The 25828-nt window shown below is 71.5% G+C and carries 20 protein-coding genes; 7 read left to right on the forward strand and 13 right to left on the reverse strand.

Going from position 1 to position 25828, the window contains the following annotated elements; genetic code table 11:
• Nucleotides 1–303 (forward strand): hypothetical protein (locus tag ABZ396_RS35385; RefSeq protein WP_359186709.1); only part of this gene is annotated, 303 nt, incomplete at its 5' end.
• Between the two features lie 138 nt (nt 304–441).
• On the opposite strand, the gene ABZ396_RS35390 is transcribed toward ABZ396_RS35385, so the two are convergent.
• Nucleotides 442–1449, reverse strand: a complete 1008-nt coding sequence (locus ABZ396_RS35390) for a stage II sporulation protein M (RefSeq protein WP_358921207.1) — start codon at nt 1447–1449, stop codon at nt 442–444.
• 131 nt (nt 1450–1580) lie between these two features.
• Between ABZ396_RS35390 and ABZ396_RS35395 the strand changes: the two genes are divergently transcribed.
• Nucleotides 1581–2618 (forward strand): RDD family protein, encoded by a 1038-nt coding sequence (locus ABZ396_RS35395; protein WP_358921209.1) that lies wholly within the window; start codon nt 1581–1583, stop codon nt 2616–2618.
• A gap of 23 nt (nt 2619–2641) precedes the next feature.
• On the opposite strand, the gene ABZ396_RS35400 is transcribed toward ABZ396_RS35395, so the two are convergent.
• Nucleotides 2642–3259, reverse strand: a complete 618-nt coding sequence (locus tag ABZ396_RS35400; RefSeq protein WP_358921211.1) for a hypothetical protein — start codon at nt 3257–3259, stop codon at nt 2642–2644.
• Between the two features lie 233 nt (nt 3260–3492).
• Nucleotides 3493–4950 carry an adenosylhomocysteinase gene (ahcY, locus tag ABZ396_RS35405; protein ID WP_358921212.1) on the reverse strand — a complete coding sequence of 486 codons (1458 nt, stop codon included), beginning with the start codon at nt 4948–4950 and terminating at the stop codon, nt 3493–3495.
• Nucleotides 4951–5418: 468 nt separating this feature from the next.
• Here ahcY and ABZ396_RS35410 point away from each other — a divergent pair, with 468 nt between their 5' ends.
• A complete protein-coding gene (locus ABZ396_RS35410; protein ID WP_358921214.1) occupies nt 5419–7578 on the forward strand; it encodes a PTS fructose transporter subunit IIABC in 2160 nt (719 codons plus the stop codon).
• 555 nt (nt 7579–8133) lie between these two features.
• On the opposite strand, the gene ABZ396_RS35415 is transcribed toward ABZ396_RS35410, so the two are convergent.
• The 7 genes from ABZ396_RS35415 to ABZ396_RS35445 form a co-directional block, all read right to left on the reverse strand.
• On the reverse strand, nt 8134–9114 hold the full coding sequence (locus ABZ396_RS35415) for a cation diffusion facilitator family transporter (protein ID WP_358921216.1): 981 nt from the start codon (nt 9112–9114) through the stop codon (nt 8134–8136).
• A gap of 215 nt (nt 9115–9329) precedes the next feature.
• Complete coding sequence (manA, locus tag ABZ396_RS35420) at nt 9330–10481, reverse strand: mannose-6-phosphate isomerase, class I (protein ID WP_358921218.1); 1152 nt, start codon at nt 10479–10481, stop codon at nt 9330–9332.
• A gap of 176 nt (nt 10482–10657) precedes the next feature.
• Complete coding sequence (locus tag ABZ396_RS35425) at nt 10658–11785, reverse strand: SIS domain-containing protein (protein WP_358921220.1); 1128 nt, start codon at nt 11783–11785, stop codon at nt 10658–10660.
• Between the two features lie 67 nt (nt 11786–11852).
• A complete protein-coding gene (locus tag ABZ396_RS35430) occupies nt 11853–12023 on the reverse strand; it encodes a Trm112 family protein (RefSeq protein ID WP_358921222.1) in 171 nt (56 codons plus the stop codon).
• A gap of 72 nt (nt 12024–12095) precedes the next feature.
• Nucleotides 12096–13460, reverse strand: coding sequence for a phosphomannomutase/phosphoglucomutase (locus ABZ396_RS35435; protein ID WP_358921223.1), 1365 nt, complete (start codon nt 13458–13460; stop codon nt 12096–12098).
• 291 nt (nt 13461–13751) lie between these two features.
• Nucleotides 13752–15368, reverse strand: coding sequence for an L-lactate permease (locus tag ABZ396_RS35440; RefSeq protein WP_358921224.1), 1617 nt, complete (start codon nt 15366–15368; stop codon nt 13752–13754).
• A 194-nt stretch (nt 15369–15562) separates the two neighbouring features.
• Nucleotides 15563–15937, reverse strand: coding sequence for a DUF3499 domain-containing protein (locus ABZ396_RS35445; RefSeq protein ID WP_358921226.1), 375 nt, complete (start codon nt 15935–15937; stop codon nt 15563–15565).
• A gap of 330 nt (nt 15938–16267) precedes the next feature.
• On the opposite strand from ABZ396_RS35445, the gene ABZ396_RS35450 reads away from it, so the two are divergent.
• Nucleotides 16268–16720 carry a metallopeptidase family protein gene (locus ABZ396_RS35450; RefSeq protein WP_358921228.1) on the forward strand — a complete coding sequence of 151 codons (453 nt, stop codon included), beginning with the start codon at nt 16268–16270 and terminating at the stop codon, nt 16718–16720.
• 22 nt (nt 16721–16742) lie between these two features.
• Here the strand turns inward: ABZ396_RS35450 and ABZ396_RS35455 are convergent, their stop codons facing one another.
• The 3 genes from ABZ396_RS35455 to ABZ396_RS35465 form a co-directional block, all read right to left on the reverse strand.
• The gene (locus tag ABZ396_RS35455) at nt 16743–18230 is read right to left on the reverse strand and encodes a DUF5719 family protein (RefSeq protein WP_358921230.1); all 1488 of its coding nucleotides are present in this window, start codon (nt 18228–18230) and stop codon (nt 16743–16745) included.
• Nucleotides 18227–21868 carry a glycosyltransferase gene (locus ABZ396_RS35460; protein ID WP_358921232.1) on the reverse strand — a complete coding sequence of 1214 codons (3642 nt, stop codon included), beginning with the start codon at nt 21866–21868 and terminating at the stop codon, nt 18227–18229. Before ABZ396_RS35460 ends, ABZ396_RS35455 begins: the two co-directional genes overlap by 4 nt.
• 237 nt (nt 21869–22105) lie before the next feature.
• The gene (locus ABZ396_RS35465) at nt 22106–22369 is read right to left on the reverse strand and encodes a WhiB family transcriptional regulator (RefSeq protein WP_003975777.1); all 264 of its coding nucleotides are present in this window, start codon (nt 22367–22369) and stop codon (nt 22106–22108) included.
• A gap of 613 nt (nt 22370–22982) precedes the next feature.
• Between ABZ396_RS35465 and ABZ396_RS35470 the strand changes: the two genes are divergently transcribed.
• The 3 genes from ABZ396_RS35470 to ABZ396_RS35480 are packed head-to-tail and all read left to right on the forward strand — an operon-like array spanning nt 22983 to nt 25822.
• Nucleotides 22983–23477: a cysteine dioxygenase family protein gene (locus ABZ396_RS35470; RefSeq protein WP_358921234.1), complete on the forward strand. Its 495-nt coding sequence runs from the start codon at nt 22983–22985 to the stop codon at nt 23475–23477.
• Nucleotides 23478–23510: 33 nt separating this feature from the next.
• On the forward strand, nt 23511–24470 hold the full coding sequence (gene cofD / locus ABZ396_RS35475) for a 2-phospho-L-lactate transferase (protein ID WP_358921236.1): 960 nt from the start codon (nt 23511–23513) through the stop codon (nt 24468–24470).
• Entirely contained in the window at nt 24467–25822 is a 1356-nt protein-coding gene (locus ABZ396_RS35480) for a coenzyme F420-0:L-glutamate ligase (protein WP_358921237.1), read from the forward strand. The genes cofD and ABZ396_RS35480 overlap by 4 nt, the downstream gene beginning before the upstream one ends.
• Nucleotides 25823–25828 lie beyond the last annotated feature (6 nt).

Consider the following 25828-nt stretch of genomic DNA (forward strand, 5'->3'; position numbering starts at 1 on the left):
GCGTTGACTTTTGGCACGCTGTTGAGTTCTCAAGGAACGGACGCTTCCTTTGTACTCACCCTCTCGGGCTTTCCTCCGGGCTTCCCTTCGGTGTTTCCAACCTTACCAGATCCGTTTTCCGTTCCGTTCCCGGTCGGAATTCATTTCCGGTGGCCGTTGGAGGGCCTTTGCCTTTTCGGTTGCCTTCCGGCTTCCTTTCGGCGCGTCCGACTTTATCAGAAGTTTTCGGCCGGTCTGACCGGCCATTCATTCCTGGGTAAATCGGAAGTGGCTTCGATGTTGGGAGAGGACTCTCCGTTATGAAGCAGATCGATTCTAGCGATCAGCCCTGAACCTGTCCAGTTCTAGGCAACTGTTTGAATCTACCTCCCCGCCGGACCCATGTCAATGGGTCTTCCGGGGCGAAGAGGAGACTAGCAGCTCACGAGAGGTCTCCGCACATCAGGCGGCCGTTGGGACGAACGCGCTGCGCTCGGTCTCCTCGAGGTCTCCCGTCTCGCCAGCGCGTGCGGCACGACCGCCGAGGACGAAGACGTAGGCGAGGAAGGCCAGCTCAGCGACGACTCCGATGGCGATGCGGGCCCAGGTCGGCAGGCCGGACGGGGTGACGAAGCCTTCGATGGCGCCGGAGACGAACAGGACCAGGGCCAGCCCGATCGCCATGCCCACGGCGGCGCGGCCCTCTTCGGCCAGAGCGGTACGGCGGCTGCGCGGGCCCGGGTCTATGAGGGTCCAGCCGAGGCGAAGTCCGGTACCCGCTGCGACGAAGACCGCGGTGAGCTCGAGCAGCCCGTGCGGGAGCACCAGGCCCAGGAAGGCGTCGAGACGGCCGGCCGAGGACATCAGGCCCAAGCCGACGCCCAGGTTGAGCATGTTCTCCAAGAGGATGTAGAGGACCGGGAGGCCTAGGAAGACGCCCAGGACCAGGCACATCGCGGCGGCCCTGGCGTTGTTCGTCCACACCTGGGCGGCGAACGAAGCCGCGGGATGGCTGGAGTAGTAGGTCTCGTACTCGCCACCGGGGCGGGTCAGCTCGCGCAGTTGGCTGGGGGCGGCGATGGCCGACTGCACATCCGGGTGGCTGCCGATCCACCAGCCCAGGAGGATCGCGACGGCGGTTGATATGAGCGCGGTGGGGACCCACCAGTGACGGGATCGGTAGACAGCGGCCGGAAATCCCTGCCCCAGAAAGCGCGCGACATCGCGCCAGGACGCGCGGCGGGTCCCTGCCACAGCACTACGCGCGCGTGCCACGAGTTGGCTGAGGCGACCGACGAGCTGTGGGTCGGGTGCGCTGGACTGGATCAAGGAGAGGTGCGTGGCGGTGCGCTGGTAGAGGGCGACGAGTTCGTCGGCTTCGGCTCCGTTGAGGCGCCGCTGGCGCCGGAGGAGCGCGTCGAGACGGTCCCATTCGGCTCGGTGTGCGGAGACGAAGACGTCGAGGTCCATCGGGTCTGCCTGCTCCTCGGCTGTTCGTCGACTGCCTGTCGTAGCTGTCAGCTTGTCGTACTGCGGCGCGATGCGCTCTCAGCTTGGCAGACTTGCGCTGTACGGGGCAGACCAGGGGAAGGTGGCCGGGCGTGAGTGAGCTGGTGACGGGTGAGGCGGTGGCGCTCGAACTGCGTCCTGCGAGGGTGCCCAGCAGGGCGCTGGCCGTGCTGCTTGACCTGGTCGTGGCCATGACCGTCTACATCGGTGTGTCCATAGGTCTGGTCGCGGCCACGGCCTCACTGGACGAGGCCGCACGGCTCGCGCTGTCGATCGCCGCCTTCCTGTTGTTGCTGGTGGGCGGGCCGATAGCGGTGGAGACACTGAGTCATGGGCGCTCGCTCGGGAAGATGGCGTGCGGCTTGCGCGTCGTTCGCGATGACGGCGGGCCCATCCGGTTCCGGCACGCGCTGGTGCGTGGGGCTCTCGGCGTGGTCGAGATTCTGGTGACGTTCGGAGTCGTCGCCTGTATCGCGTCGCTGGTCTCGGCGCGTGGGCGGCGGCTGGGCGATGTGTTCGCGGGGACCCTGGTCGTGCGTGAACGGGTGCCTGTCGGGCAGACCCGCTTCATTCCACCGCCCCCGCCCTGGCTGGCGGGACGTTTCACGGAGCTGGACCTGTCGGCCGTGCCGGACGGGCTGTGGCTTGCCGTCCGGCAGTACCTGACGCGGATGCAACAGCTCGACCCGCACGTCTCGTGGGCGATGGCCGAGCAGCTTGCGGCCGACCTCGCGGCCCGGACGGGAACTCCGGCGCCGCAGGGCATTCCTCCGGCGGCGTATCTGGCGGCGGTGGTGCAGGAGCGGCAGGCGCGCGAGGCTCGGCGGGCCTTCGTCGGCCATGCCCCCTCGGAGTCCGGCGCGTCGGACGCGTACGCCCCGCCGACGCCTGGTGTTCCGGGTGTGCCCTATGGTTACGGCCCCTCGGTGCCGGGTGCGCCCCATGACTACAACCCTCCGGTGCCTCAGGCGCCCGCGCCTCCGCCGCCTCCGTACCGGTCCGGGCACCCGGTGCCGGTGCCGGCACCGGCCGTGACGTATCCCCCGCCGGTGGAGCAGCCCCCGGCTCCCGCATCGGCCACGCCTCCAGCGGCCGGACGGCCTTCCACCGGATTCGTACCGCCGGCCTAGGCCCGAGCTTCCGGCCGGCACGGTCAGTCGTCGAAGACGGACGGCGGCGACCGCAGGTCCTCGAGCTCGATTCCGGATGCCGCCAGGACCACGTCACCGGCGAGGTGCACGGTGTGCTGCTCCCCCGTGTCCAGGGCTGTGACCTGGTATTCGTCCACGGTCAGGGGGCCGTTGTCAGTGGCGTGTGCTTCGCTTTTCACCAAGGCCCAGGACTGGTCCACGGTGCGCGGGGCGAGGACCGGGTCCGTGAAGGCCACGAGGCGTACGCGGGTCGCGGCGGCGGAAGGGGTGAGGCGCAGGAGACGGGCGGTGGCGACCAGAAACGCAGGGGACGTGCCGGTGAAGGCGTGGGCGCGCACATGGCCTTCGGTGGCATGAGCGCCGGTGGGGTCCGTACGGACCCAGGTGACGCCGTCGAGGGCGGCGCCGCGCACCCGCCAACCCCTGGCGTGGAGTTCGAGGCGGATGGGGCGGCCGAGGTCGTCGAGGGCGAGGTCGACCGAGCCGCGGTGGTCACCGGAGGGGGTGGTCACTTGGGAGACATAGCGCCAGCCGGAGGGGCCGGGGGCGCACTGGAAGTGTTCTTCGCCGAGGGGGGTGTGATCGTGCGGATCGTGGAGCGAATAACGGCCGCGGGGCATGGGGGTCCTGGATCTTAGCGGGCAGCTGGTCCGGTGCTCGGTCAGCGGTCTCGGTCCTGCGGTACGGCCGCGAGGGTGGGCCGGGGCCAAAGGGGCAGGCCCCCGACACGGGGGTGCGGGGGCCTGCCTCGGTGGACCGGAGCGCCTGCCTCCGGGAGAGCGCGTCAGTGCACTGGCGTGCTTCCCGGGGACGGGCCGCGGACTCAGCAGCGGTATCTCACCGCTGCGGTACCTCAGTAGCGGTAGTGGTCCGACTTGTACGGGCCCTCGACGTTCACGCCGATGTACGCGGCCTGCTCGGGGCGCAGCGTCGTGAGCTTCACGCCGAGCGCGTCCAGGTGCAGGCGGGCGACCTTCTCGTCGAGGTGCTTGGGCAGCGTGTAGACGCCGACCGGGTACTCGTCGGGCTTGGTGAACAGCTCGATCTGGGCCAGGGTCTGGTCCGCGAAGGAGTTGGACATCACGAACGACGGGTGGCCGGTGGCGTTGCCCAGGTTCAGCAGGCGGCCCTCGGAGAGGACGATGATCACCTTGCCGTCGGGGAACTTCCAGGTGTGGACCTGCGGCTTGACCTCGTCCTTGACGATGCCGGGGATCTTGGCGAGGCCGGCCATGTCGATCTCGTTGTCGAAGTGGCCGATGTTGCCCACGATGGCCTGGTGCTTCATCTTGGCCATGTCCGAGGCCATGATGATGTCCTTGTTGCCGGTCGTGGTGATGAAGATGTCGGCCTTGTCGACGACCTCTTCGAGGGTCGTGACCTGGTAGCCGTCCATCGCGGCCTGGAGGGCGCAGATCGGGTCGATTTCGGTGATGATCACGCGGGCGCCCTGTCCGCGCAGGGACTCCGCGCAGCCCTTGCCCACGTCGCCGTAGCCGCAGACGACCGCGGTCTTGCCGCCGATCAGGACGTCGGTGGCGCGGTTGATGCCGTCGATCAGGGAGTGGCGGCAACCGTACTTGTTGTCGAACTTCGACTTGGTGACGGCGTCATTGACGTTGATCGCCGGGAACAGGAGGACGCCGTCGCGCTGCATCTCGTACAGGCGGTGGACGCCGGTCGTGGTCTCCTCGGTCACGCCGCGGATCTCGGACGCCAGCTGGGTCCACTTCTGCGAGCCGTCCGTGATGGTGCGGTGCAGGAGTTCGAGGATGACGCGGTGCTCGTCGGACTCGGCGGTCTCCAGGCCGGGGACCTTGCCGTCCTTCTCGTACTCGACGCCCTTGTGGACGAGGAGGGTGGCGTCACCGCCGTCGTCGAGGATCATGTTGGGGCCGCCGGTGGGGCTGTCCGGCCAGGTCAGCGCCTGCTCCGTGCACCACCAGTACTCCTCCAGGGTCTCGCCCTTCCAGGCGAAGACCGGGATGCCCTGCGGGTTGTCGGGCGTGCCGTTCGGGCCGACGGCGATGGCGGCGGCCGCGTGGTCCTGGGTGGAGAAGATGTTGCAGGACGCCCAGCGGACCCGCGCGCCCAGGGCGACCAGGGTCTCGATCAGGACGGCCGTCTGCACGGTCATGTGCAGGGAGCCGGTGACGCGGGCGCCGGCCAGCGGCTGCGCGTCGGCGTACTCCTTACGGATCGCCATCAGGCCGGGCATCTCGTGCTCGGCGAGGGTGATCTCCTTGCGGCCGAACTCGGCCAGGGAGAGGTCGGCGACCTTGAAGTCCTGTCGGTTGTCGACAGTCGTCATACGAGCTGCTCCTCGGTATCGGGTCGAGGGTGGGTACGGCTGGTCTGCGCGGCGGCGGACACAGAGGTGCCCGAGAAGAGGACACAGGGATGCCCACGTACGCGCAGCGCAGTCCGTCGGAGGCCCTCTCTCCCTCGGCCGGCCCGCGTGGGACCGCCCGACCGCCATCAGCAGCGACGTCTGGCTCCGTCCCAAGCTACACCGGTGGGGCGGGGCGCCCCCAGTCCGCCTCAGAACAGTTCACGCCGTTCGAGGAGGGGAGCGAGGCAGGCGGGGTGGAATGTGAAGGGGTGACGAGCGTCTCCGTGAAGGGGTGAACAGGAGCCACTAGAAAGGGATCAACCAGGACTTTCGCACGTTTGAGCCAGGGGCGGCGGTGTTGCAGGATGCAGGGAGATCGGGAGTTCCGATCGTCGCGCGGAGTGTCCGGGACGGCGTTTCGTGTGACGAAGGCGTTAGGAGATCGATGTGACCAGTCCGGCCGGCCCTCCCCCCACGGGCAGCCACGGTGACGAGCCGAAGAAGTTGAAGCTGCTGGCGGTGACCGCATGCCCGACGGGTATCGCGCACACCTACATGGCCGCCGAGAAGCTCACACAGGCCGCCCAGAGCCGCGGTGTCGAGATGAAGGTGGAGACGCAGGGTTCCATCGGGGTCGAGAATGCGTTGAATGACAACGATGTCAGCAGCGCGGACGGTGTCATCGTCGCCGCCGACAAGGACGTGGACCTGAGCCGCTTCGTGGGGAAGCGGGTGCTCAAGGTCGGGGTGGCCGAGGGCATCCACCATCCCGAGCGGCTGATCGAGCAGGTGCGGTCGGCGCCCGTGCACGAGCCCGGGGGCACGGCCGGGTCGCCGGCAGGGGGCGGCGGCAAGGAGCGGAGCGTCGCCTACAAGGCGCTGATGAACGGCGTCAGTTACATGATTCCGTTCGTCGTGGTCGGCGGGTTGCTGATCGCGATCTCGCTCTCGCTGGGCGGCAGCCCCGACCCCTCGGGCGGGCTCGTCATCCCGAAGGACTCCTTCTGGATGGACGTGAACAACATCGGTGTCATCGGCTTCACGCTGATGGTGCCGATCCTGTCCGGGTACATCGCGTACGCCATCGGAGACCGGCCCGCGCTGGTGCCGGGCATGATCGGCGGTTGGATCGCCAACACCGGGGCGCTGTACGACTCGAAGGCGGGCGCGGGGTTCATCGGGGCGATCGTGACCGGGTTCCTGGCCGGATATCTGGTGCTGTGGATCAAGAAGGTCAGGGTCCCGAAGTTCGTCCAGCCGATCATGCCGATCATCGTGATCCCGATCGTGGCGACGACGGCGCTCGGGCTGTTCTTCATCTATGTGATCGGGAAGCCGATCGCCTGGGTCTTCGAGCATCTGACCAGCTGGCTGAGCGGGATGACGGGCACGAGCGCGATCCTGCTGGGCGCGATCCTGGGCCTGATGATCGCGTTCGACATGGGCGGGCCGGTCAACAAGACGGCGTTCCTCTTCGGCGCCGGGCTGATCGCGACCGGCAACCAGACGGTGATGGGCATGTGCGCGGCCGCGATCCCGGTCATGCCGCTGGGCCAGGGGCTGGCCACGTTGGTCCGGAGGCGGTTGTACGACGAGCAGGAGCGGGAGACCGGGCTGGCCTCCCTGTTCATGGGCTGCTTCGGTATCTCGGAGGGCGCGATCCCGTTCGCCGCGGCGCGGCCCGCGCAGGTCATCCCGGCCAACATGCTGGGTGGCGCGGTGGCCGGTGCGATCGCCGGGCTGGCCGGGGTGAAGGACGCGGTACCGCACGGCGGGCCGATCGTGGCGGTGCTGGGCGCGGTGAGTGGCGTACCGATGTTCTTCGTGGCCGTCGCCATCGGGGCGGTGGTGACGGCGGTGACGACCGTGGCGCTGGTCGATCTGAGCGTGCGGAAGAAGGGTGGCGAGCCGGCGGGGGGCGCGGGCGAGCCGGTCGAGGTACCCGAGTCCGTGCTGGTCGGGGCGGTGGCCGGTGGCGCTGCGGTTCCGGCGGCGGTCGGTGCGGCCGATCGGACGGCGAGGACGGCAGGGACGGGGACGGAGACGGAGACGGCAGGGACGGAGACGGCGGCAGACGGCACGGCTCAGCTGCCGGAGGCGACGAGCGCGATCGGCCGGCCGGGGGCGGGATCGACGGAACGCGACTCGGCCGAGGTTCTCTCCGGGTATCTGACCGAACGGACCGTCAAGGTCCGGCTGGACGCCAACGGCAAGGAGGACGCGATCCGGGAGATGGCCGGGTTGCTGGCGCACAGTGGCCGGGTCGCGGACGTCGAGGAGCTGGTGGCTACCGCACTGCGGCGCGAGGAGCAGGGGACGACCGGGCTCGGCGAGGAGATCGCGGTCCCGCACGCCAAGACGGACGCGGTGACCGCGCCCGTCGTCGGGTTCGCGCGGTCGGCCGAGGGCGTCGACTGGGGCTCGCTGGACGGTACGAAGGCGCGGCTGGTCTTCATGATCGCCGTACCGGAGGCGGCCGCGGGCGACGAGCATCTGCGGATACTCGCCCTGCTGTCACGGAAGTTGATGGACGCCGGGTTCCGGGACCGGCTGCTGACGGCACCGGACGAGCGGGCGGTGCTGGGCGTGCTGAGCGAGGTCGGGTGAACGGATGACGGCGGACCCGCTCCCCGGCGGGGGAAGGCGAGGGAAGACGGGCCCGTGTTCGGGTTCGGGCGTGCGCTGGGCCGGAGGCCGTGGGCCGGGGCATGAGGCCGGGGGCCGGGGCCGGAGGCCGGACGCCGTGGGCCGGGGCCGGACGCCGGGGGCCGGGGCCGGACGCCGGGGGCCGGGGCCGGACGCCGGGGGCCGGGGCCGGAGGCCGGGGCCGGGGCCGGAGGCCGGGGCCGGACGCCGGGGGCCGGGGCCGGACGCCGGGGGCCGGAGGCCGGGGGCCGGAGGCGGGCACGAGCTGAGCCCGGAGGGGCTCGGGCGCGGCGGGTCTCCCTACGGCGGCGGAAATCCACCACGCCGGACCTCCGACCACGACAGGCGTCCAAGGGGACGGGCACCCAACAGCCACGGACGCCCAACCGCCGCGGACACCGAACGCGACCGACACCCAACCGCGACCGGCACCAACCCGCGACCCGGAGACCCAACCGCGACAGGCCCGCTCCCCCGTCGGAGGAGCGGGCCTGTCCCGGTCGGTCGGGGTGCGGCTCAGTGGCCGGCGGGGGGCGGGGTCGGGCCGCCGGGAGTGGCTTGCGGGTCGGGGCCCTTGGCGGCCTCGGCCTCGCTGTAGATGTCGGGTTCGAGGTAGATCACGCGGGCGATGGGGACCGCGGCGCGGATGCGGGCCTCGGCGGCGTTGATGGCCTTGGCGACCTCGGCGGCCGTGTCGTCGTGCTGGACGGCGATCTTGGCGGCGACGAGCAGCTCCTCGGGGCCGAGGTGGAGCGTGCGCATGTGGATGATGCCGGTGACCGTGTCGCCGTCGACGATCGCGGCCTCGATCTTCTTGACCTCTTCGACGCCCGCGGCCTCGCCGAGGAGGAGGGACTTGGTCTCGGCGGCGAGGACGAGGGCGATCACGACCAGCAGGACACCGATGCAGACCGTGCCGATGCCGTCCCAGACGCCGTCCCCGGTGAGCAGAGCGAGGCCGACGCCGCAGAGGGCGAGGACCAGGCCGATGAGGGCGCCGAAGTCCTCAAGGAGGACGACCGGCAGCTCGGGGGCCTTGGCGCGGCGGATGAACTGCGCCCAGGACAGCTTGCCCCGCAGCTCGTTGGACTCCTTGATGGCCGTGCGGAAGGAGAAGCCCTCGGCGATGATCGCGAAGGCGAGGACGCCCACCGGCCAGTACCAGTGCTCGACCTCGTGCGGGTGGCTGATCTTCTCGTAGCCCTCGTAGATGGCGAACATGCCGCCGACCGAGAAGAGGACGATCGAGACGAGGAAGGCGTAGATGTACCGCTCGCGGCCGAAGCCGAAGGGGTGTTGCGGGGTCGCCTCGCGCTGGGCCTTCTTGCCGCCGATGAGCAGCAGGAACTGGTTGCCGGAGTCGGCGACCGAGTGGACGCCCTCGGCGAGCATCGACGAGGAGCCGCTGAACGCGAAGGCCACGAACTTCGATGCCGCGATCGCGAGGTTGGCGCCGAGTGCCGCCACGATCGCCCTGTTGCCGCCTGACGCGCTCATGTGTCCGCGTTGTCCCTTCTCGCCGTCGTCCGTCTACGCCGTCCGGGCGTGCTTGTCCTCGCCGGTGCTCGTCTGCGCCGGTCGTGGTCTTTGCCGGTGCTCGTCTTTGCCCGTGCTTTGCCCGTGGGTCATTCTTGCAGTCCTGCATGGGAGTGGCTCATCAGGTATCCACAACCCCGGTATGACAATCCGACTCAACGGGAAACACCGGTCCTTCAGACGATCACCGTCGCACGGAAGACCGTGCCCGCGCCCGAGACCTCGGCCTTTTCGCCCGCGGGGACGAACACCGACCGGCCGGGGGTCAGCTCGTGCTCGTCCGCCCGGACCGCACCGGCCGTGCAGAGCAGGATCTGCGGGGTCGGCAGGGTGAGGTCGTGGGCGGTGGTGCCCTCGGGCAGGACGTACCGGGAGAGCCGGAACTCGTCGATCGGCGTCTCGTAGACCTCCTCGCCGTCCGGGGCGGCCTCGGGGCGCAGCACGCCCGCGTCACCCGCCTCGAAGCGGACGACGCGCAGGAGTTCGGGGACGTCGACGTGCTTGGGAGTCAGGCCGCAGCGCAGCACGTTGTCGGAGTTGGCCATGATTTCGACGCCCAGGCCGTTGAGGTAGGCGTGCGGGATGCCGGCGCCGAGGAAGAGGGCCTCGCCGGGCTGGAGCCGGACGTGGTTGAGGAGCATCGCGGCGATCACGCCGGGGTCGCCCGGGTAGTGGTCGGCGATGTCGGCGTAGGGCGCGTGGTCGCCGCCGAGTCGGGTGCAGGCGGCCGCGGCCTCGGCGACCGTGTGCGCCATCTCCTCGCGGTCGGCTGTGAGGATCGCGGTGAGGACCTCGCGCAGCGCCTCCTCCTCCGGCTGGGCGCGCAGCAGGTCGGCATACGGCTTGAGGGAGTCGACGCCGAGGGCTTCGAGGAGTTCGGCCGCCTGCAGCGGGGTGCGGAAGCCGCACAGGCCGTCGAACTGGGTGAGCGCGCAGATCAGTTCGGGCTTGTGGTTGGCGTCCTTGTAGTTGCGGTGCGGGGCGTCCACGGGGATACCGCGCCGCTCCTCGTCCTCGTAACCCTCCCTGGCCTGCTCCAGGTTGGGGTGCACCTGGAGGGAGAGCGGGGCGCCGGCGGCGAGGATCTTGAGCAGGAAGGGCAGGCGCGGGCCGAACTTGGCCACGGCCGGCTCACCCAGCTCGGCCTTCGGGTTGGCGTCGATGACCTCGACGAGCGTGCCGCGCACGGTGCGCGAGGGGGCGCCCGGGTGTGCGCCCATCCACATCTCCGCCTGCGGCTCGCCGCTCGGCTCGACCCCGAGCAGCTTCGGGATGGCGGTCGGGGAACCCCAGGCGTAGGGGCGGATGGTGTTGTCGAGGCGGTCCATGACTTCTCTCTGCCGGTTCTCTCTGCGTACGGGGGCGAACAGGGTTGCGCGGGGACGCAGGGCGCGCCGCACGGCGGTGTACGGCGGCCGTGTTCACCGCGTGTCCCCCACCGGTTCGCCTTCGGTACGGCCCTCAGGTCGTCCTTCGTACGGCGGGCCCGGTGTCGGTGTCCACCTCAGGCCCCCGAAGCGAGCGCGAGGTAAACGGCGGCGAAATCCGTGACGGCGATCAGTTCCGCCAGGCTCTCCAGCTCGTCGCCCGCCTCGGGCTCCAGCTCGCTGATCGGGGTGTCGTGGCTGAGCGCGAGATCGCGGGCTGCGGGGGCGGCGGTGAGCCCGCCGAGGGGGCGGTCGCGCAGCAGCACCACGTGCGCGTGCAGCGCGGGGGCCTCCTCCACGCGGTCGCGGAAGAAGTCGTCCGGGTCGGCGCTGGCGGCGAGCGGGCCTGCGAGCAGGGCGTGGTGGGCCGCCAGGGCCTCGGGGAGTTCGGCGACCAGGGCGGGACGGCCGGCCAGTTCGGCGAGGGCGGCGGCGAAGCGGCGGCCCGCGGGGCCGGCCGAGACGCCCTCCGTCCAGACCACCGGAAGCGCGTCGGCGAGTTCCGAGGCGAGGGTCTTGGCGGGGTTGCTGTAGGTCACGATGGCCGGGCCGCAGCGCTCGGCGATGCGGTCGAGGCGGTCGGCGACCTTGTCCAGGTCCTCCGGCGGGGCGGTGACCAGGCCGATGCGGTCGAGGAGGACGAGCAGCGGGGTGAGCAGCGCCCACAGGACGCCCGGGGAGGAGCCGGCGAGCGGCTCGCCGTGGTCGTACGGTGCCGTGGCCATCGGTACGAACAGGCCGTGGGCGCCTGTCACCGCCTCGGCGAGCGGGGTCTGGGCGGGGGCCACGGCGGCGACCGAGCAGCCGCGCCGGTAGGCCTGGTCGGCGAGGAGGGAGAGGCTGGGTTCGGTGCCGTCCGGGGTGGCGATCAGCAGCAGGTCGACGGGGCCGGCCCAGCCGGGGAGTTCCCAGCGCAGGGCGCCGGCGGCCGGGGCGACGCCGGCGGGGGCGAGCCGGATGACGGGGCTGCCGGGGCCGGCCAGCGAGCCCAGGAGGTCGGCGGCGTGGGTGGCGGCGACGCCGGGGCCCGCGATCAGGACGGCGCGTGGGCGGCCGTCCGGCTTCAGCTCCTGGACACCCGCCTCGACGGCGTGCCGGGCCGCGGTACGGACGCGGGCGCCGGCCTCGGCCGCGCCGCGCAGCAGCCCTCGGCGGTCGGCCGCGGCGAGGCTCTCCGGGGTGTCGAGCAGCGATTCGTCGAGCATGGGAGCGGCCTCCGGTTGCCGGGGTCCTGGTGCCTTGCGGTTGTGGCTGAGGTTGTGGTCGTGGTGCTTAGCCGGCTCGGCGGGCCTCGTCGACGAGGAGGACGGGGATGCCGTCGCGGACGGGGTACGCCAGGCCGCAGTCCTGGCCGGTGCAGATCAGCTCGGTGTCCTGCTCCTTGAGGGGGGCGTGGCAGGCCGGGCAGGCGAGGATCTCCAGAAGACCGGCTTCGAGCGGCATGGGGTTTCCCTTCAGGGGGTGGGATGTTCGCGTGCGGTCAGATTACCGCCGCCGGGACGGGCGGGGCCGACCTCAGCCCCTGATGATCGCCAGTACCTCGTCGCGTACCTTCGTCATGGTCGCCTCGTCCCTCGCCTCCGTGTTCAGGCGCAGCAGTGGTTCCGTGTTGGACGGACGGACGTTGAACCACCAGTCGGCGGCGGTGACGGTCAGTCCGTCCAGGTCGTCCAGGGTGATGTCCTCGCGGTCTCCGTAGACCGCGCGGATGTCCGCGAGGCTGGCCTTCTGGTCGGCGACCGTGGAGTTGATCTCTCCGGAGCCGGTGTAGCGGTCGTACTGGGCCACCAGGGAGGACAGGGGGCCCGTCTGGCCGCCGAGGGCCGCGAGGACGTGCAGGGCGGCCAGCATGCCCGTGTCCGCGTTCCAGAAGTCCTTGAAGTAGTAGTGGGCCGAGTGCTCGCCGCCGAAGATCGCGCCGGACTTCGCCATCTCGCCCTTGATGAACGAGTGGCCGACGCGGGTGCGGACCGGGGTGCCGCCGTTCTCCCGGACCACCTCGGGGACGGTCCATGACGTGATCAGGTTGTGGATGATCGTGCCCTTGCCGCCGTTGCGAGCGAGTTCGCGCGCCGCGACGAGTGCGGTGATCGCCGACGGGGAGACCGGGTCGCCGTGTTCGTCGACGACGAAGCAGCGGTCCGCGTCGCCGTCGAACGCGAGCCCGAGGTCGGCCCCCTCCTCGCGGACGCGCTGCTGCAGGTCCACGAGGTTGGCCGGGTCCAGCGGGTTGGCCTCGTGGTTGGGGAAGGTGCCGTCCAGCTCGAAGTACATCGGGACGAGGGTCAGGGGCAGGCCCTCGAAGACGGTCGGGACGGTGTGGCCGCCCATGCCGTTGCCCGCGTCGACCACGACCTTCAGGGGGCGGATGGAGGTCAGGTCCACGAGCGAGAGCAGATGGGCCGCGTAGTCCGTCAACGTGTCGCGGGAGGTGATGGTTCCCGGCGTGGCGGCCGGACCGGGCGCGCCCTCCGCCAACCAGCCCTCTGTCAGGGCCCGGATCTCCGCAAGGCCCGTGTCCTCGCCGACCGGCGCCGCTCCCGCGCGGCACATCTTGATGCCGTTGTACTGCGCCGGGTTGTGCGAGGCCGTGAACATCGCGCCGGGCAGGCCGAGTGCGCCCGAGGCGTAGTACAGCTGGTCGGTCGAGCACAGGCCGATCTCGGTGACGTCGACGCCACGGGCCGCCGCACCGCGCGCGAAGGCGCGGGACAGACCGGGCGAGGAGGGCCGCATGTCATGCCCGACGGCGATCGCGGCGGCAGCGGTCACCTGTGCGAACGCGGCGCCGAACAGTTCGGCGATCGCCTCGTCCCACTGGTCCGGAACCACCCCGCGCACGTCGTACGCCTTCACGATCTGCGCCAGATCAGCAGCCACGGGCCAACCCTCCTGAAGTCCTGTCGGTCGCCCCAAACTACCTGCCCGAGGTAAGGGGCGGACGCGGGAGCCCTCAGCGGATCCACTGGCGGGTTCCCAGCGGACTCCCGGAGAGCTCCCGGCGGACTCCCGGCGGACTCTCCGCCGTGATCTGCGGCGATCCCAAGCGATCTGCCGTGCTCAGACGCGGTCAGACCCGCGCGGTCAGTCACGCGCAGTCGGTGCCGCGCAGTCAGGCACGCGCAGGCAGGCACCCGCAGTCGATGCCGCGCATTCCGTCCGCGCCGTCAGTCACGGCAGCATCCACCCCAGCACCGGCGTGCTCTGGCCCACCACGATCAGGCACATCACCAGCAGCAGCCCGAGGCTCCACGGCAGCACCCTGCGCAGCAGGTCCCCCTCGCGGCCCGCCAGGCCGACCGCCGCGCAGGCGATCGTGAGGTTCTGCGGGGAGATCATCTTGCCGAGCACGCCGCCGGAGCTGTTGGCGGCCGCCAGGAGTTCCGGCGAGAGTCCCGACTCGTGTGCGGCGCTCACCTGGAGGGCGCCGAAGAGCGCGTTGGCCGAGGTGTCGGAGCCGGAGACCGCGACGCCGAACCAGCCGAGGACCGGGGACAGAAAGGCGAGGCCCGCACCGGCCGCTGCCACGAACTGGCCGATGGTGGCCGCCTGTCCGGAGAGGTTCATGACGTAGGCCAGGGCGAGGACGGACGTCACGGTCAGGATCGCGAACCTCAACTCCCTTACCGTCGCCACCCACTCCGCGACCGCCACGCGCGCGTGCACGCGCAGGACGGCCGCCGTGGCGATGCCGGCGATCAGCACGAGCGTGCCGCCCGTGGAGACCACCGGCCAGGTGAAGAGATTTCCGCCGACCGGTGCGCCCTTCGGGTTGACGACGTCCAGGAAGGGCCAGTCGTAGACCTGGGTCGCCTGGGCGAGCCAGTCCTTGACGGGCGGGATCTGGGCGACGGAGAAGACGACGATGATGAGGGCGTACGGGGCGTAGGCGCGCAGGACTTCGGGGCGCGCGTCGGGTTCGCCGAGGTCCGCGCTGCGGGCGCCCGTGAGCACGGCCGCGCGGACCTCCTCGGTGGCGGGCACGCGCGTGTGCGGTACGGCGATCAGGGCGGCCGCGCCGGCCAGGGCGGCGCAGATGTCGGCGAGTTGGGCGGACAGGTAGTTGGAGGCGGCGAACTGGGCTACGGCGAAGGCGGTTCCGCACGCCAGGGCGGGCACCCAGGTTTCGCGCAGCCCGCGCGTGCCGTCGACGAGGCCGACCAGCACCAGGGGCACCACCAGGGCCAGCAACGGGGTCTGACGGCCCACCACGGAGGCCACCGAGTCCAGTGGGAGTCCGGTGACTTGGGCGAGCGTGACCACGGGCGTGCCCATCGCGCCGAAGGCGACCGGGGCGGTGTTGGCGACCAGGGAGACCACGGCCGCGCGCGCCGGGTCGAAGCCGAGGGCGACGAGCATGACCGAGCAGATCGCGACCGGGGCGCCGAATCCGGCCAGCGCCTCCAGGAGGGCGCCGAAGCAGAAGGCGATCACCAGGGCCTGGATGCGCGGGTCGTCGGAGAGTCGCCCGAACGAGCGGCGCAGGATGTCGAAGTGACGGGTGCGGACCGTCATCCGGTACACCCACAGGGCGTTGACGACGATCCACAGGATGGGGAACAGACCGAACGCGGCGCCCTGGGCGGCGCTGGAGAGCGTCTGGCCGAGCGGCATGCCGTAGGCGAGGCGGGCGACAAGTACGGCCGCCAGAAGCCCCGTCAGGCCCGCGAGGTGGGCTTTCGTACGGACACCGCCGAGCAGGATCAGAACGATCACCAGGGGCAGGGCGGCCACCAGGGCGGACAGGCCCAGGGAGTGGGCGACGGGTTCCAGTTCCTGAACGTACACGGACGCCTCCCCTGATTCCGGCATGCGGAAATCGATTTCCCGCCGGTCATCCGGAATGGTCGTGTCCGCGACAACGACACGTCAATGGGTGTGCATCACCGAACACGACGGAGGTGGAGAACCCAACGAGACGGAGGGGGAGAACGCAACGGGACGGAGCCGGAAGAGACCCCGGGCGACCGCTGCGGAGGGACTCAGTTGTCCGGTGACCGCAGCACCCGCAGATGGCCGCGCCGCGCGACCTCCATCGGGTCCGCGCCACGTCCGCCGCCACCCGCCTCGGCCGCCCGCTCCCGGGGGCGGGCGGCCTCGCGCACCGCGTTGGCAAGGGCTTCCAGGTCGTCCCCGCTGGGACGGGCCGGGGCGGAGCCGTCGATGAGCCGGACGACCTCCCAGCCGCGCGGGGCGGTGAGGCGCTCGGAGTGCTCGGCGCACAGGTCGTAGCAGTGGGGTTCGGCGTAGGTCGCGAGCGGGCCGAGGACCGCGGTCGAGTCGGCGTAGACGTACGTCAGCGTCGCGACGGCGGGTCGGCCGCAGGCGGTTCGCGAACAGCGACGTACAGGGCTCACGACGTTGGACGGTACCGCACTCTTGAGCGGGCCGCGACGACTCTCCCCCAGGTCACTCCACCGTGTCGTGTTGTGAAACGCCCCACACACCCCTCCGGACACGCCCCACTGACCTGCGTGGACGGCACAGTCCAGGATCCGGGTCTGCACCGCATCCGGTCATGAGCCGGCACAAACACCGTCAATTGCCTTGAGCTCGCCGGTCTTGTAGAGATACGGAAACGAGCCCAACCTTGGCTGGAATGGTCATCCTCCGACATGTCGCTCCGGGCCGGTGTCGATGCGCGGGGCGGCGCGCCCGGAGCCCGCGAGGACTACGCTTCACCAGTGATGGACAACCGTGTACCGCCCCGTGCCGCCGGCCCCGGGCCTCGTCGACGCGATCGCCACGGTCGGGGCATGCGCGGGCCGATCGCGCCACCTCAGGTGCCGCTGGCCGCAAGCCGCGCCGACGTGTTCGCAGACCTGGTGCAGGACTCCGTGGAGCGCCTGGAGCGGCGCTGGCCACAGCTCGACGACATCGACTTCCTGGTGCTGGAAGTGCCCCGGCTCCAGGACCGGCACGGCGAGAGCTGGAGCGACGAGGCGGTGCCGCTGGGCGGGATCATCCCCGCGCGCGAGGGACGCCGGGCGCGCGTGGTCGTGTACCGGCGGCCGGTCGAGATCCGCACCAAGGGGCGCGACGAGCGGGCCGCGCTGGTGCACGAGGTCGTCGTGGAGCAGGTCGCCGAACTGCTCGGGCTCACCCCGGAGACGGTGGACCCCCGCTACGGCGAGGAGTGAGCAGAGGCCCTTCCGGCGCGGTCTACTGCTGCAGCACCGACACATCCTGGTCCGCCTCCGGTACGGCCACCGTGCCGCGGTCGTCGGGGAGGGTCTGGATGGTGAAGCCCGGGACGCCGCCCTCGGTGGCCGCCAGGGTGCGGGCGCCGTAGACCGGGCCGCCTGAGATCGGCTCCACGGTCAGGGCGTAGGTGCCCTTCAGGCCGGACGGGACCGGTGCGTCGACGTCCTGGGTGGTGCCGGACTTGATCGTGAACGTCTTGGACACCGCCGTACCGCCGCCGCTGCCCGCCGACGCCGTGACCTTGACCTGGGCGGTGCCGGTGGGAGCGGTCAGGGACAGGGTGGTGCCCTTGCCGCTGTTGTCGGCGGACGTCGCCCGCGTGCCGACCGGCGCGGTCGCCGGGATGTACGCGGTCTCCTGCTTGCCGCTCTTGCCGCGGGTGACGCGCAGCGCGGCCACCACCGGTACGGACTGGTCGGTGGGTGTGAGGACCAGCGAACCCGCCTCGCCGCGCGTGACGTCGCCGAGGTCGGTCGCGGTCGTCATGCCCGCCTTCACATGCAGCGTCTCGTTGCCCGCCGGGGTGATCAGGCCGGCCGGGGAGGCGAGGCGCACCTTCAGGTCGGCGTCGGTGTTTCCGGTGGTGAAGGCGATCAGCCGGACGTCCGTGGCGTCCTTGGGGATGCCCGGCAGTACCAGGCTGCCCGACGGGTCGGCGGAGGCGGCCAGCCAGTCACCGCCGGTCCTGTCGTCCAGGGCCTGCACACTCGCGCCGACCCGCCCGCTGCGCACGTTCACATGCACGGTCAGGTCGGTCTGCTTCTCGTCGGTGAGCGTGGACAGCAGGACCGGCTCGCTGGCGTGCGGCGCGACCGTGATGCCCTCCCCCACCGAGGACTTGAGCTGGCCGTCCTTGCCGTACAGCTCGATGTCGACCACGGCCGCGCTGTCGTCGGGGTTGGTGAGGTGCACGTAGTCGGTGCGGCCGGACGCGGTGCCGGCGCCGGGGAACCAGAAGTCGGTGTCGGCCGGCGTGCAGTTGACCCCCTGAAGGCCGCGCCCGGTACCCGCGGCGACCGCGGTGGTCTCCTGGACGGTCCAGCCGGGGGCGTACTTGCCCTCGGCGGTGCCGACATAGGCGGGACCGTCGGCGCCGGAGATGTCCCCGGTGGCCGGGGTGCCGGGCGCCTTCGGGGTGAGGACGGGCTTGGACGCCTTCTTCTTGCCGCCCGTCCCGTTCGCCGACTGCTCGGTGGCCGCCTGGAGTCCGGCCTTGCCGTCGCTCGTGGTGCCCTTGGTGACGGGCGCGAACGAGGTGTACGAGGTGTCGGCTATGTCGGACAGGCTCGGCGCCGGGCACAGCAGGGTGGTGCGCTCCACGGGCAACTGGGCGGCCGCCTGGGCGGTGTGCGCGGGCGACGTGGCCGGCGCGTTGAGCGCGGCGAACCCGGTGACCGCCGCGAGGGCGGCCGTACCGGCGAACAGGGACAGGGTGGTGCGGTTCACTGCTGGCTCCCGTCGTGGTGCTCGCCGCCGGTGCCCTGGTGGTGCTGGGCGGCCGGGTCATAGGCGGGGTCGTAGCCCTGCTGGTACGTCGGGTCGTACGCCGCCTGCCCGTGCTGCCCGCCGTAGGCGTACGGGTCGTACTGGCCCGTCTGGTACGGGTCGTAGGTCTGCTGGTCGTAGCCGCCCGTCTGGTACTGGCCGGTGTCCTGGTACTGGCCGGCGTAGCCGGTGTTGTGGCCGTCGCCCGCCGGATAGGAGGCCGGATCCCATTCGTCGTAGGACGGCTGCTGCGGGACCGAGACCGGGGGCCGCTCCTCCGCGGCGCCCGAGTAGTCGCCGCCGTCCTGCGCAGTCGTCCCCTCCTCGGACTCCGCCTGGGCGCGCAGGCGGCGGGCGCGGCGGCCCTCGCCCTCGACGGCCTGGGCGGGGATCGGCTGCTCCTCGGGGAGGTCGTCGTCGACGTCGCGGCGGCGGCCGGGCAGGGCCAGGACGACCAGGACGACGGCGAGCGCGCCCTGGAGCAACAGCCAGACGGTGTGCGTGAACGGGGTGTCGTAGGTGACGTCCAGCTTCCCGCCGGAGGAGGGGAGTTCGAAGCCCTGGGCCCAGCCGTCGACCGTGGTGCGGGTCAGCGGCTTGCCGTCCAGGGTGGCCGTCCAGCCGGGCGCGGCCGAGTCGGCCAGGCGCAGGATACGGCCGTCGGCGCCGGTCGGGACGGTGGTGTGGATGTCGACGGGCCCCGCGGGCACGGAGTCGGGCGTGCCCGAGCCGTTCGCGGAGACGATGGTCGCCCGGGAGACCTGCCGGTCGACGCGCCACAGGGCGCCGCCGTTCTGCTGGCTGAGCCGGGACAGGCCGGGCGTGGCGTCCAGCACGCGTGTGACGTCGCGCGGCGCGCCCTTGTGGACGAGGACGTAGCGCACCGCGAACCCGCCGAGCTGGTCGGCCTGGTCGGCGCCGGAGCCGGCGACCAGGTTGGCGACGACCTTGTCGAGCTCGGCGTTCTCGCCGTCGGCGGCGGTCACCTCGGCGTCTCCCATGCGGGCGCCGGAGCCGCGCACCAGCATGTAGTTCACGCGCGCGGCGCTGTCGCTGTCGAGGACGAGGGTGCGCACCTGGTCGGTGGTGGTGCTGTCCTCGGCGACGAAGGCGGGCACCTGGGCGGCGTCGCGCCGTTCGACCGGGCCGTCGGCGCCCGCGATCATCCAGCCGGCGGCGACGAGCAACGGGCCCGCGGCGGAGGCGAAGGCGATCAGGGCCGCCACCGGCTGCCGCCAGCCGAAGCTCTGCTCGGCGACACGCGCGCGTGCCCCCTCGGCGCCGAGCGCCGCGGCGGACACGATCGCGATGCCGTAGACGAGGGTCGCCGGGCCCGCCCAGGCGGACTTGTTGGACAGGGCCGCGAAGACCAGGCCGACCAGGGCGACCGCCCAGGCGGCGCGGACGGCCGACTGGCGCTGGGAGCGCAGCAGGGCGGCCAGCGCGGCCAGGACGATACCGATGAGCATCAGCCCGTCGACCGTGCCGGGGCCGCCCGGGCTGGCGCCGAGCAGGTCCAGGGCGGAGGCGGCCGAGGCGCCGTACTCCAGCCCGGCCTCCTTGAAGAAGCCGAACGGCAGCAGGGTCAGCGACCAGGGGGCGAGGACCAGCAGCGGGGTGCCCAGCTGGGCCAGCAGCCGCGGGCCGGACGCGACCAGGTCGGAGCGGCGCACGGCGAGCACGACGACGCCGAGGACCAGGGCGATCGGCCAGACGATCGGCGTGAACGCGGTGGTGATCGTCAGCAGCAGTGCATACGCCCAGGTGGCCCGCCAACTGCCGCGCGCCCCGGAGGCATTGGCGAGTCCGCTGGCCGCGATGCCCGCGCGCGCGATCAGCGGCAGCAGGATGGCGAGGACGGCGGTGCCGATGCGGCCGCCCGCGAGGGCGCCGGTGGCGGCGGGCAGGAAGGCGTAGACGACGGCCGCCCAGGCGCGCAGCAGGCGCGAGGTGACCAGCGGCCGGGAGGCGAAGTAGGCGGTGAACCCGGCCAGCGGCACCGAGCAGACCAGCAGCACGGTCACCGCGAGCCCGGTCGAGCCGAACAGCAGGGCGGCCAGCGAGGCGACGACCGCGAGATAAGGCGGGGCGGCCGGGGAGCCGCCGGCGCCGACCGCGTGCCAGGCGTCCAGGTAGCGGGACCACAGCTCGCCCGAGGTGCCGGGTGCGGGCAGCAGGGCGCCGCCCGCCAGCGCGCCGCCGCCGAGCAGCGCGCGGCAGGCGATCAGCGAGAACAGCAGCAGCACCAGGAAGAGCACCGGACCCGGTTTGCGGGCGATGCGCTTGAGACGGGCGAACTGCTCGATCTCCAGGAAGTCGGCGTCGTCGCCGCCGGGCCCGGACTCGACCGCGCTGCCGTGCCGGCCGGCCGCGGAGAGCTCCTCGTCGGCGCCGAAGAGGTTGCCCGCGGCCTGCTCGACGGTGGCCCGCACGGTCGCGCCGGACGGTGGGAACAGCGGTCGCAGCTCGCCCTTGTCGAGCTGGGAGGGGCCGCGCCTGCGCCGCCCGGCGATGATCCGCTCGGGGCGCAGCAGGATGCCCAGCAGTCCGCGGATCTCGTCGAGTGCCTGTCCGGGGACCTTGCCGACGAGATTGGTGACCGTGCGCAGCAGCGTGCCGAGGACCAGGCGCAGCAGGATCCAGGGCAGGACGCCCGTACGGGTGTTGACGAGCAGGGTGTAGACGGCGCCGGCCTTGTCGACCTTGTGCGGGGAGGCGGTGGTGCGGCCGGCGCAGTCGACGGTGCGGCGCTCGCGGGAGGCGGCCTCGGCGTGCCGTACGACGGCCTCCGGGGCGACCAGGACGCGGTGGCCGGCGTTGTGCACGCGCCAGCACAGGTCCACGTCGTCGCGCATCAGGGGCAGCCGGCGGTCGAAGCCGCCGAGCGCCTCGAAGACATCGCGGCGGATCAGCATGCCGGCGGTGGACACGGAGAGCACGGGCCGGACGTGGTCGTGCTGTCCCTGGTCCTGCTCACGGCGGTCCAGGCCGGTCCAGCGGCGTCCGGAGTTGGCGATGGTGACGCCGACCTCCAGCAGCTGCCGGCGGTCGTACCAGCCGCGCAGCTTGGGGCCGACGACCGCCACGTCGTCGCGGCCGAGCTCCATCTCGCTGTCGACGACCCGGAGCAGCTGGGCCAGGGCGTCGGGCTCCGGGGCGCAGTCGTCGTGCAGCAGCCACAGCCACTGGACGGGTTCGCCGTACGGCAGCTCGGGCATGTCGTAGGCGTCGTCGCGCCATTGGCGGGTGACCGGGTCCCAGCCGCTGGGCCGCTTCAGGTACGGCAGGTGGTCCGGGGTGAGGACGGGCGCGGTGCGGCTCGCCTCCTCGACGGCCTGGCCGAAGCCGGTGCGGCGGGCGAGGTGCAGGACGTTGGCGTCGCCGAGGGATTCGCTGAGCAGCCGGGCGGAGTCGTCCGCGCTGCCGGTGTCGGCCGCCACCGCGTACTGGGCGGGGCGCTCCTGGCCGAGCAGCCCGGCGAGCGCGTCGGGCAGCCAGCGGGCGCCGTCGTGGGAGACGAGGACCGCGGTCACCACATGACGCGGGAACTCTGGTGTGGCAGCCGTTGCCTGGGCTGCCGGGTGGCTGTGCACGGACATCGAGGTACGGGCCCCGGTTCGATGGACTGCGGTGGACTCCTGCGCCCGCTGGTGGCGGCGAGGCGTCTCGGACGAGCGCCCACACTATCGGCTGGGCATGTCGACGGCCCGCCCCCTGTGGATAACCCACCAGTGACGGGCCGTTCGCGCAGATCAGTTGTGTGCGTAGTGTGGACGCCCGGTTCATCTGCCGGCCTTGTCTTGGACGACGGCCTTGTTTCATCCGGCGGCCTTGTCTCAGACGGCGGCCTTCTTGAGGCGGCGGCGCTCCCGCTCGGAGAGTCCGCCCCAGATACCGAAGCGCTCGTCGTTGGCGAGGGCGTACTCAAGGCACTCGGAGCGCACCTCACAGGCGAGGCAGACCTTCTTGGCCTCTCTGGTGGAGCCGCCCTTCTCGGGAAAGAAGGACTCGGGGTCGGTCTGGGCGCACAGCGCGCGCTCCTGCCAGCCGAGTTCCTCGTCCGCGTCGTCGACCAGCAGTTGCTGCACCAGCTCGGTCATGTGCGCCCCTCGTCTGTCTTTCACGTCCCCGTGCGTGGCCGTTACCGATTTCGGCTGAACGACACGAGTGAAATTACAAGTGTGCTGCTCCGGGCGAGTCAAGCCGAGATCTGCTATTGAGCCCGTTATTCACTCTGCGGAACCAAGGCCATGCGGAAAGTGTTCAAATCGCCATAAACCTTGACATGCAGATGAGAGGCCCACGAGGGCCTCCCCCCATACAGGGCTTGTACGAAGAAGGACGCCCAGATGTTCGATCGCGTTCCGCAGTGGCTCGCGCGCCCGGTTGTGCGCCATGTGTCCCGGGTGCCTGCTGAACAAACCTTTCGGCAGACAGATGAACCGGATGAGGTGAAACATGTCCCACATACCGGGCGCCGAGTTGACACTGCCGGTGTGAACCGATGTCCTAATGGGCATGCTCGCGAACTTGGCATTCACCTCGACCCGCACCGCCGGGTCCCACGGTGCTGCCCGGGCTCGCTGTAGCTGTTGCTGTTCCAGCTGTTGAGCCGTCGCGGTATCCGACCGCTCCAGCCGCAGACCGGGTCCCAGGACTCGGTTTTCGCTTTTCGTTCCCCTCTGACCTTCTCACTGAGGAACCACCGCACCCATGAACAGCGACAACGACCTGCAGATCGCCGGCGACATCCTCGAGGTCCCCCATCTGCTGCAGCCCCCGCGCGAGCACCCGGCCACCGTGGCCGAGTTCGCCGGTCTGGCCCGCGCGGTCGCCACCGACCGCGCGCAGTGGCAGCACCTCGTGCGGTACGACGCCACCACGCGCTGGTACCACCGGCTGCGCACCGGGCCCGGCTACGAGGTGTGGCTGCTGTCCTGGGTGCCCGGTCAGGGCAGCGGACCGCACGACCACGGCCGTTCCTCCGGTGTGCTGACCGTCCTGGAGGGCACGCTCACCGAGCACACCGCGCGTGGCACGCGCGCGCTGTCCGCCGGCGCACAACGGGTCTTCGCGCCGGGGTACGTGCACCAGGTGGTGAACGACGCGCTGGAGCCGGCGGTGAGCCTGCACGTGTACTACCCGGGCCTCACCGAGATGCCGATGCACACGGCCCAGAGCTGCGAGGCGCGTCCCGTGACTGCGTGACGCGTTGTCGGACCCGCCTGCAAGACTTGGCGCATGCGCATTGTGGTTCTGGCAGGCGGTATCGGCGGTGCCCGGTTCCTGCGCGGTCTGAAGCAGGCCGTGCCGGACGCCGACGTGACCGTCATCGGCAACACCGCGGACGACATCCACCTCTTCGGGCTGAAGGTCTGCCCGGACCTCGACACGGTGATGTACACGCTCGGTGGCGGTATCAACGAGGAGCAGGGCTGGGGGCGGGCCGACGAGACCTTCCACCTCAAGGAGGAGCTCGCGGCCTACGGCGTGGGTCCCGACTGGTTCGGACTGGGCGACCGGGACTTCGCGACGCACATCGTGCGCACGCAGATGCTGGGCGCGGGCTACCCGCTGAGCGCGGTGACCGAGGCGCTGTGCGACCGCTGGAAGCCGGGTGTGCGGCTCATCCCGATGACCGACGACCGGGTCGAGACCCATGTGGCCGTCGAGGTCGACGGCGAGCGCAAGGCGGTGCACTTCCAGGAGTACTGGGTACGGCTGCGGGCGTCGGTGCCCGCCCAGGCGGTGGTGCCGGTCGGCGCCGAGCAGTCCAGGCCGGCGCCCGGCGTCCTGGAAGCCATCTCCGAAGCGGACGTGATCCTCTTCCCGCCGTCCAACCCGGTGGTCTCCGTCGGCACGATCCTCGCGGTGCCCGGTATCCGGGAGGCGATCGCCAACGCCGGGGTGCCGGTGGTGGGTCTCTCCCCCATCGTCGGGGACGCGCCGGTGCGCGGGATGGCCGACAAGGTGCTCGCGGCGGTGGGCGTGGAGTCCACGGCGGCGGCGGTCGCCGAGCACTACGGCTCGGGGCTGCTGGACGGCTGGCTCGTCGACACCGTGGACGCGGGCAGCGTGGCGGGCGTCGAGGCGGCCGGCATCCGCTGCCGGGCGGTGCCGCTGATGATGACGGACCTGGACGCGGCCGCGCAGATGGCGCGGGAAGCGCTGGCACTCGCCGAGGAGGTGCGAGGGGCATGACCGACGCGACCGACAACACCAGCGACGCGACCGAGGACGCGGTGCCCGAGTACCGGGTGTGGGCCCTTGCCGGTATCCCCGAGGTCCAGCAGGGCGACGACCTGGCCAAACTGATCGCCGCGGCCGGGCCGGGGCTGTCCGACGGGGACGTGGTGATCGTCACGTCGAAGATCGTCTCCAAGGCCGAGGGACGGCTCGTCGAGGCGACCGACCGGGAAGCCGCGATCGACGCCGAGACCGTGCGGGTGGTGGCCCGGCGCGGGCCCCTGCGGATCGTGGAGAACCGGCAGGGGCTGGTCATGGCGGCGGCGGGGGTGGACGCCTCCAACACCCCGTCCGGGACCGTGCTGTTGCTGCCCGAGGACGCCGACGCGTCCGCCCGCGCGATCCGCGCGGGGCTGCGCGACGCCCTCGGCGTCAACGTCGGGGTCGTCGTCACCGACACCTCCGGGCGCCCCTGGCGCGCCGGGCTCACGGACGTGACCATCGGCGCCGCCGGAGTGCAGGTGCTGGACGATCTGCGCGGGGGCGTGGACACGTACGGCAATCCGCTGGTCGCGACGGTCGTCGCCACGGCCGACGAACTGGCCGCCGCCGGTGACCTGGTGAAGGGCAAGGCGACGGGTCTGCCGGTGGCCGTGGTGCGCGGGCTCGCGCACATCGTGACCGAGGAGGCCGGGGAGCAGGACGAGAGCGAGGGCGCGCGGGCACTGATCCGGGACGCGGCCAGTGACATGTTCCGGCTCGGCACGTCCGAGGCGATCCGGGAAGCGGTGACGCTCCGGCGGACGGTGCGGGCGTTCACCGACGAGCCCGTCGACCCCGGGGCGGTACGGCGGGCGGTCGCGGCGGCCGTGACGGCGCCGGCGCCGCACCACACGACGCCGTGGCGGTTCGTGCTGCTGGAGTCGGAGGATGCGCGCGTGCGGTTGCTGGACGCGATGCGGGACGCGTGGATCGCCGACCTGAGGAAGGACGGCAAGTCGGAGGAGTCCATCGCCAAGCGGGTCCGGCGGGGGGACGTACTGCGGAACGCGCCGTATCTGGTGGTGCCCTGTCTGGTGATGGACGGCGCGCACACGTACGGGGATCCGCGGCGGGACGCGGCCGAGCGGGAGATGTTCGTGGTCGCGGCCGGTGCCGGGGTGCAGAACTTCCTGGTCGCGCTGGCCGGGGAGCAACTGGGGTCGGCGTGGGTCTCGTCGACGATGTTCTGCCGGGATGTGGTGCGGGAGGTGTTGGGGCTGCCGGAGGGGTGGGATCCGATGGGAGCGGTGGCTGTCGGGAAGGCGGCGGAGGAGCCGCGGAAGAGGCCCGAGAGGGAGGTCGGGGGCTTTGTCGAGGTGCGGTGATTCTCT

The sequence above is a fragment of the Streptomyces sp. NPDC005866 genome (assembly GCF_040629895.1).
Taxonomy (GTDB): domain Bacteria; phylum Actinomycetota; class Actinomycetes; order Streptomycetales; family Streptomycetaceae; genus Streptomyces.

Excerpts from the sequence above, each read along its gene's own strand:
- ABZ396_RS35390 (WP_358921207.1), bottom strand. The coding sequence starts at position 1,449 with ATGGACCTCGACGTCTTCGTCTCCGCACACCGAGCCGAATGGGACCGT.
- ABZ396_RS35400 (WP_358921211.1), bottom strand. The coding sequence starts at position 3,259 with ATGCCCCGCGGCCGTTATTCGCTCCACGATCCGCACGATCACACCCCC.
- ahcY (WP_358921212.1), bottom strand. The coding sequence starts at position 4,950 with ATGACGACTGTCGACAACCGACAGGACTTCAAGGTCGCCGACCTCTCC.
- ABZ396_RS35415 (WP_358921216.1), bottom strand. The coding sequence starts at position 9,114 with ATGAGCGCGTCAGGCGGCAACAGGGCGATCGTGGCGGCACTCGGCGCC.
- manA (WP_358921218.1), bottom strand. The coding sequence starts at position 10,481 with ATGGACCGCCTCGACAACACCATCCGCCCCTACGCCTGGGGTTCCCCG.
- ABZ396_RS35425 (WP_358921220.1), bottom strand. The coding sequence starts at position 11,785 with ATGCTCGACGAATCGCTGCTCGACACCCCGGAGAGCCTCGCCGCGGCC.
- ABZ396_RS35430 (WP_358921222.1), bottom strand. The coding sequence starts at position 12,023 with ATGCCGCTCGAAGCCGGTCTTCTGGAGATCCTCGCCTGCCCGGCCTGC.
- ABZ396_RS35450 (WP_358921228.1), top strand. The coding sequence starts at position 16,268 with ATGGACAACCGTGTACCGCCCCGTGCCGCCGGCCCCGGGCCTCGTCGA.
- ABZ396_RS35460 (WP_358921232.1), bottom strand. The coding sequence starts at position 21,868 with ATGTCCGTGCACAGCCACCCGGCAGCCCAGGCAACGGCTGCCACACCA.
- ABZ396_RS35465 (WP_003975777.1), bottom strand. The coding sequence starts at position 22,369 with ATGACCGAGCTGGTGCAGCAACTGCTGGTCGACGACGCGGACGAGGAA.
- ABZ396_RS35470 (WP_358921234.1), top strand. The coding sequence starts at position 22,983 with ATGAACAGCGACAACGACCTGCAGATCGCCGGCGACATCCTCGAGGTC.
- cofD (WP_358921236.1), top strand. The coding sequence starts at position 23,511 with ATGCGCATTGTGGTTCTGGCAGGCGGTATCGGCGGTGCCCGGTTCCTG.
- ABZ396_RS35480 (WP_358921237.1), top strand. The coding sequence starts at position 24,467 with ATGACCGACGCGACCGACAACACCAGCGACGCGACCGAGGACGCGGTG.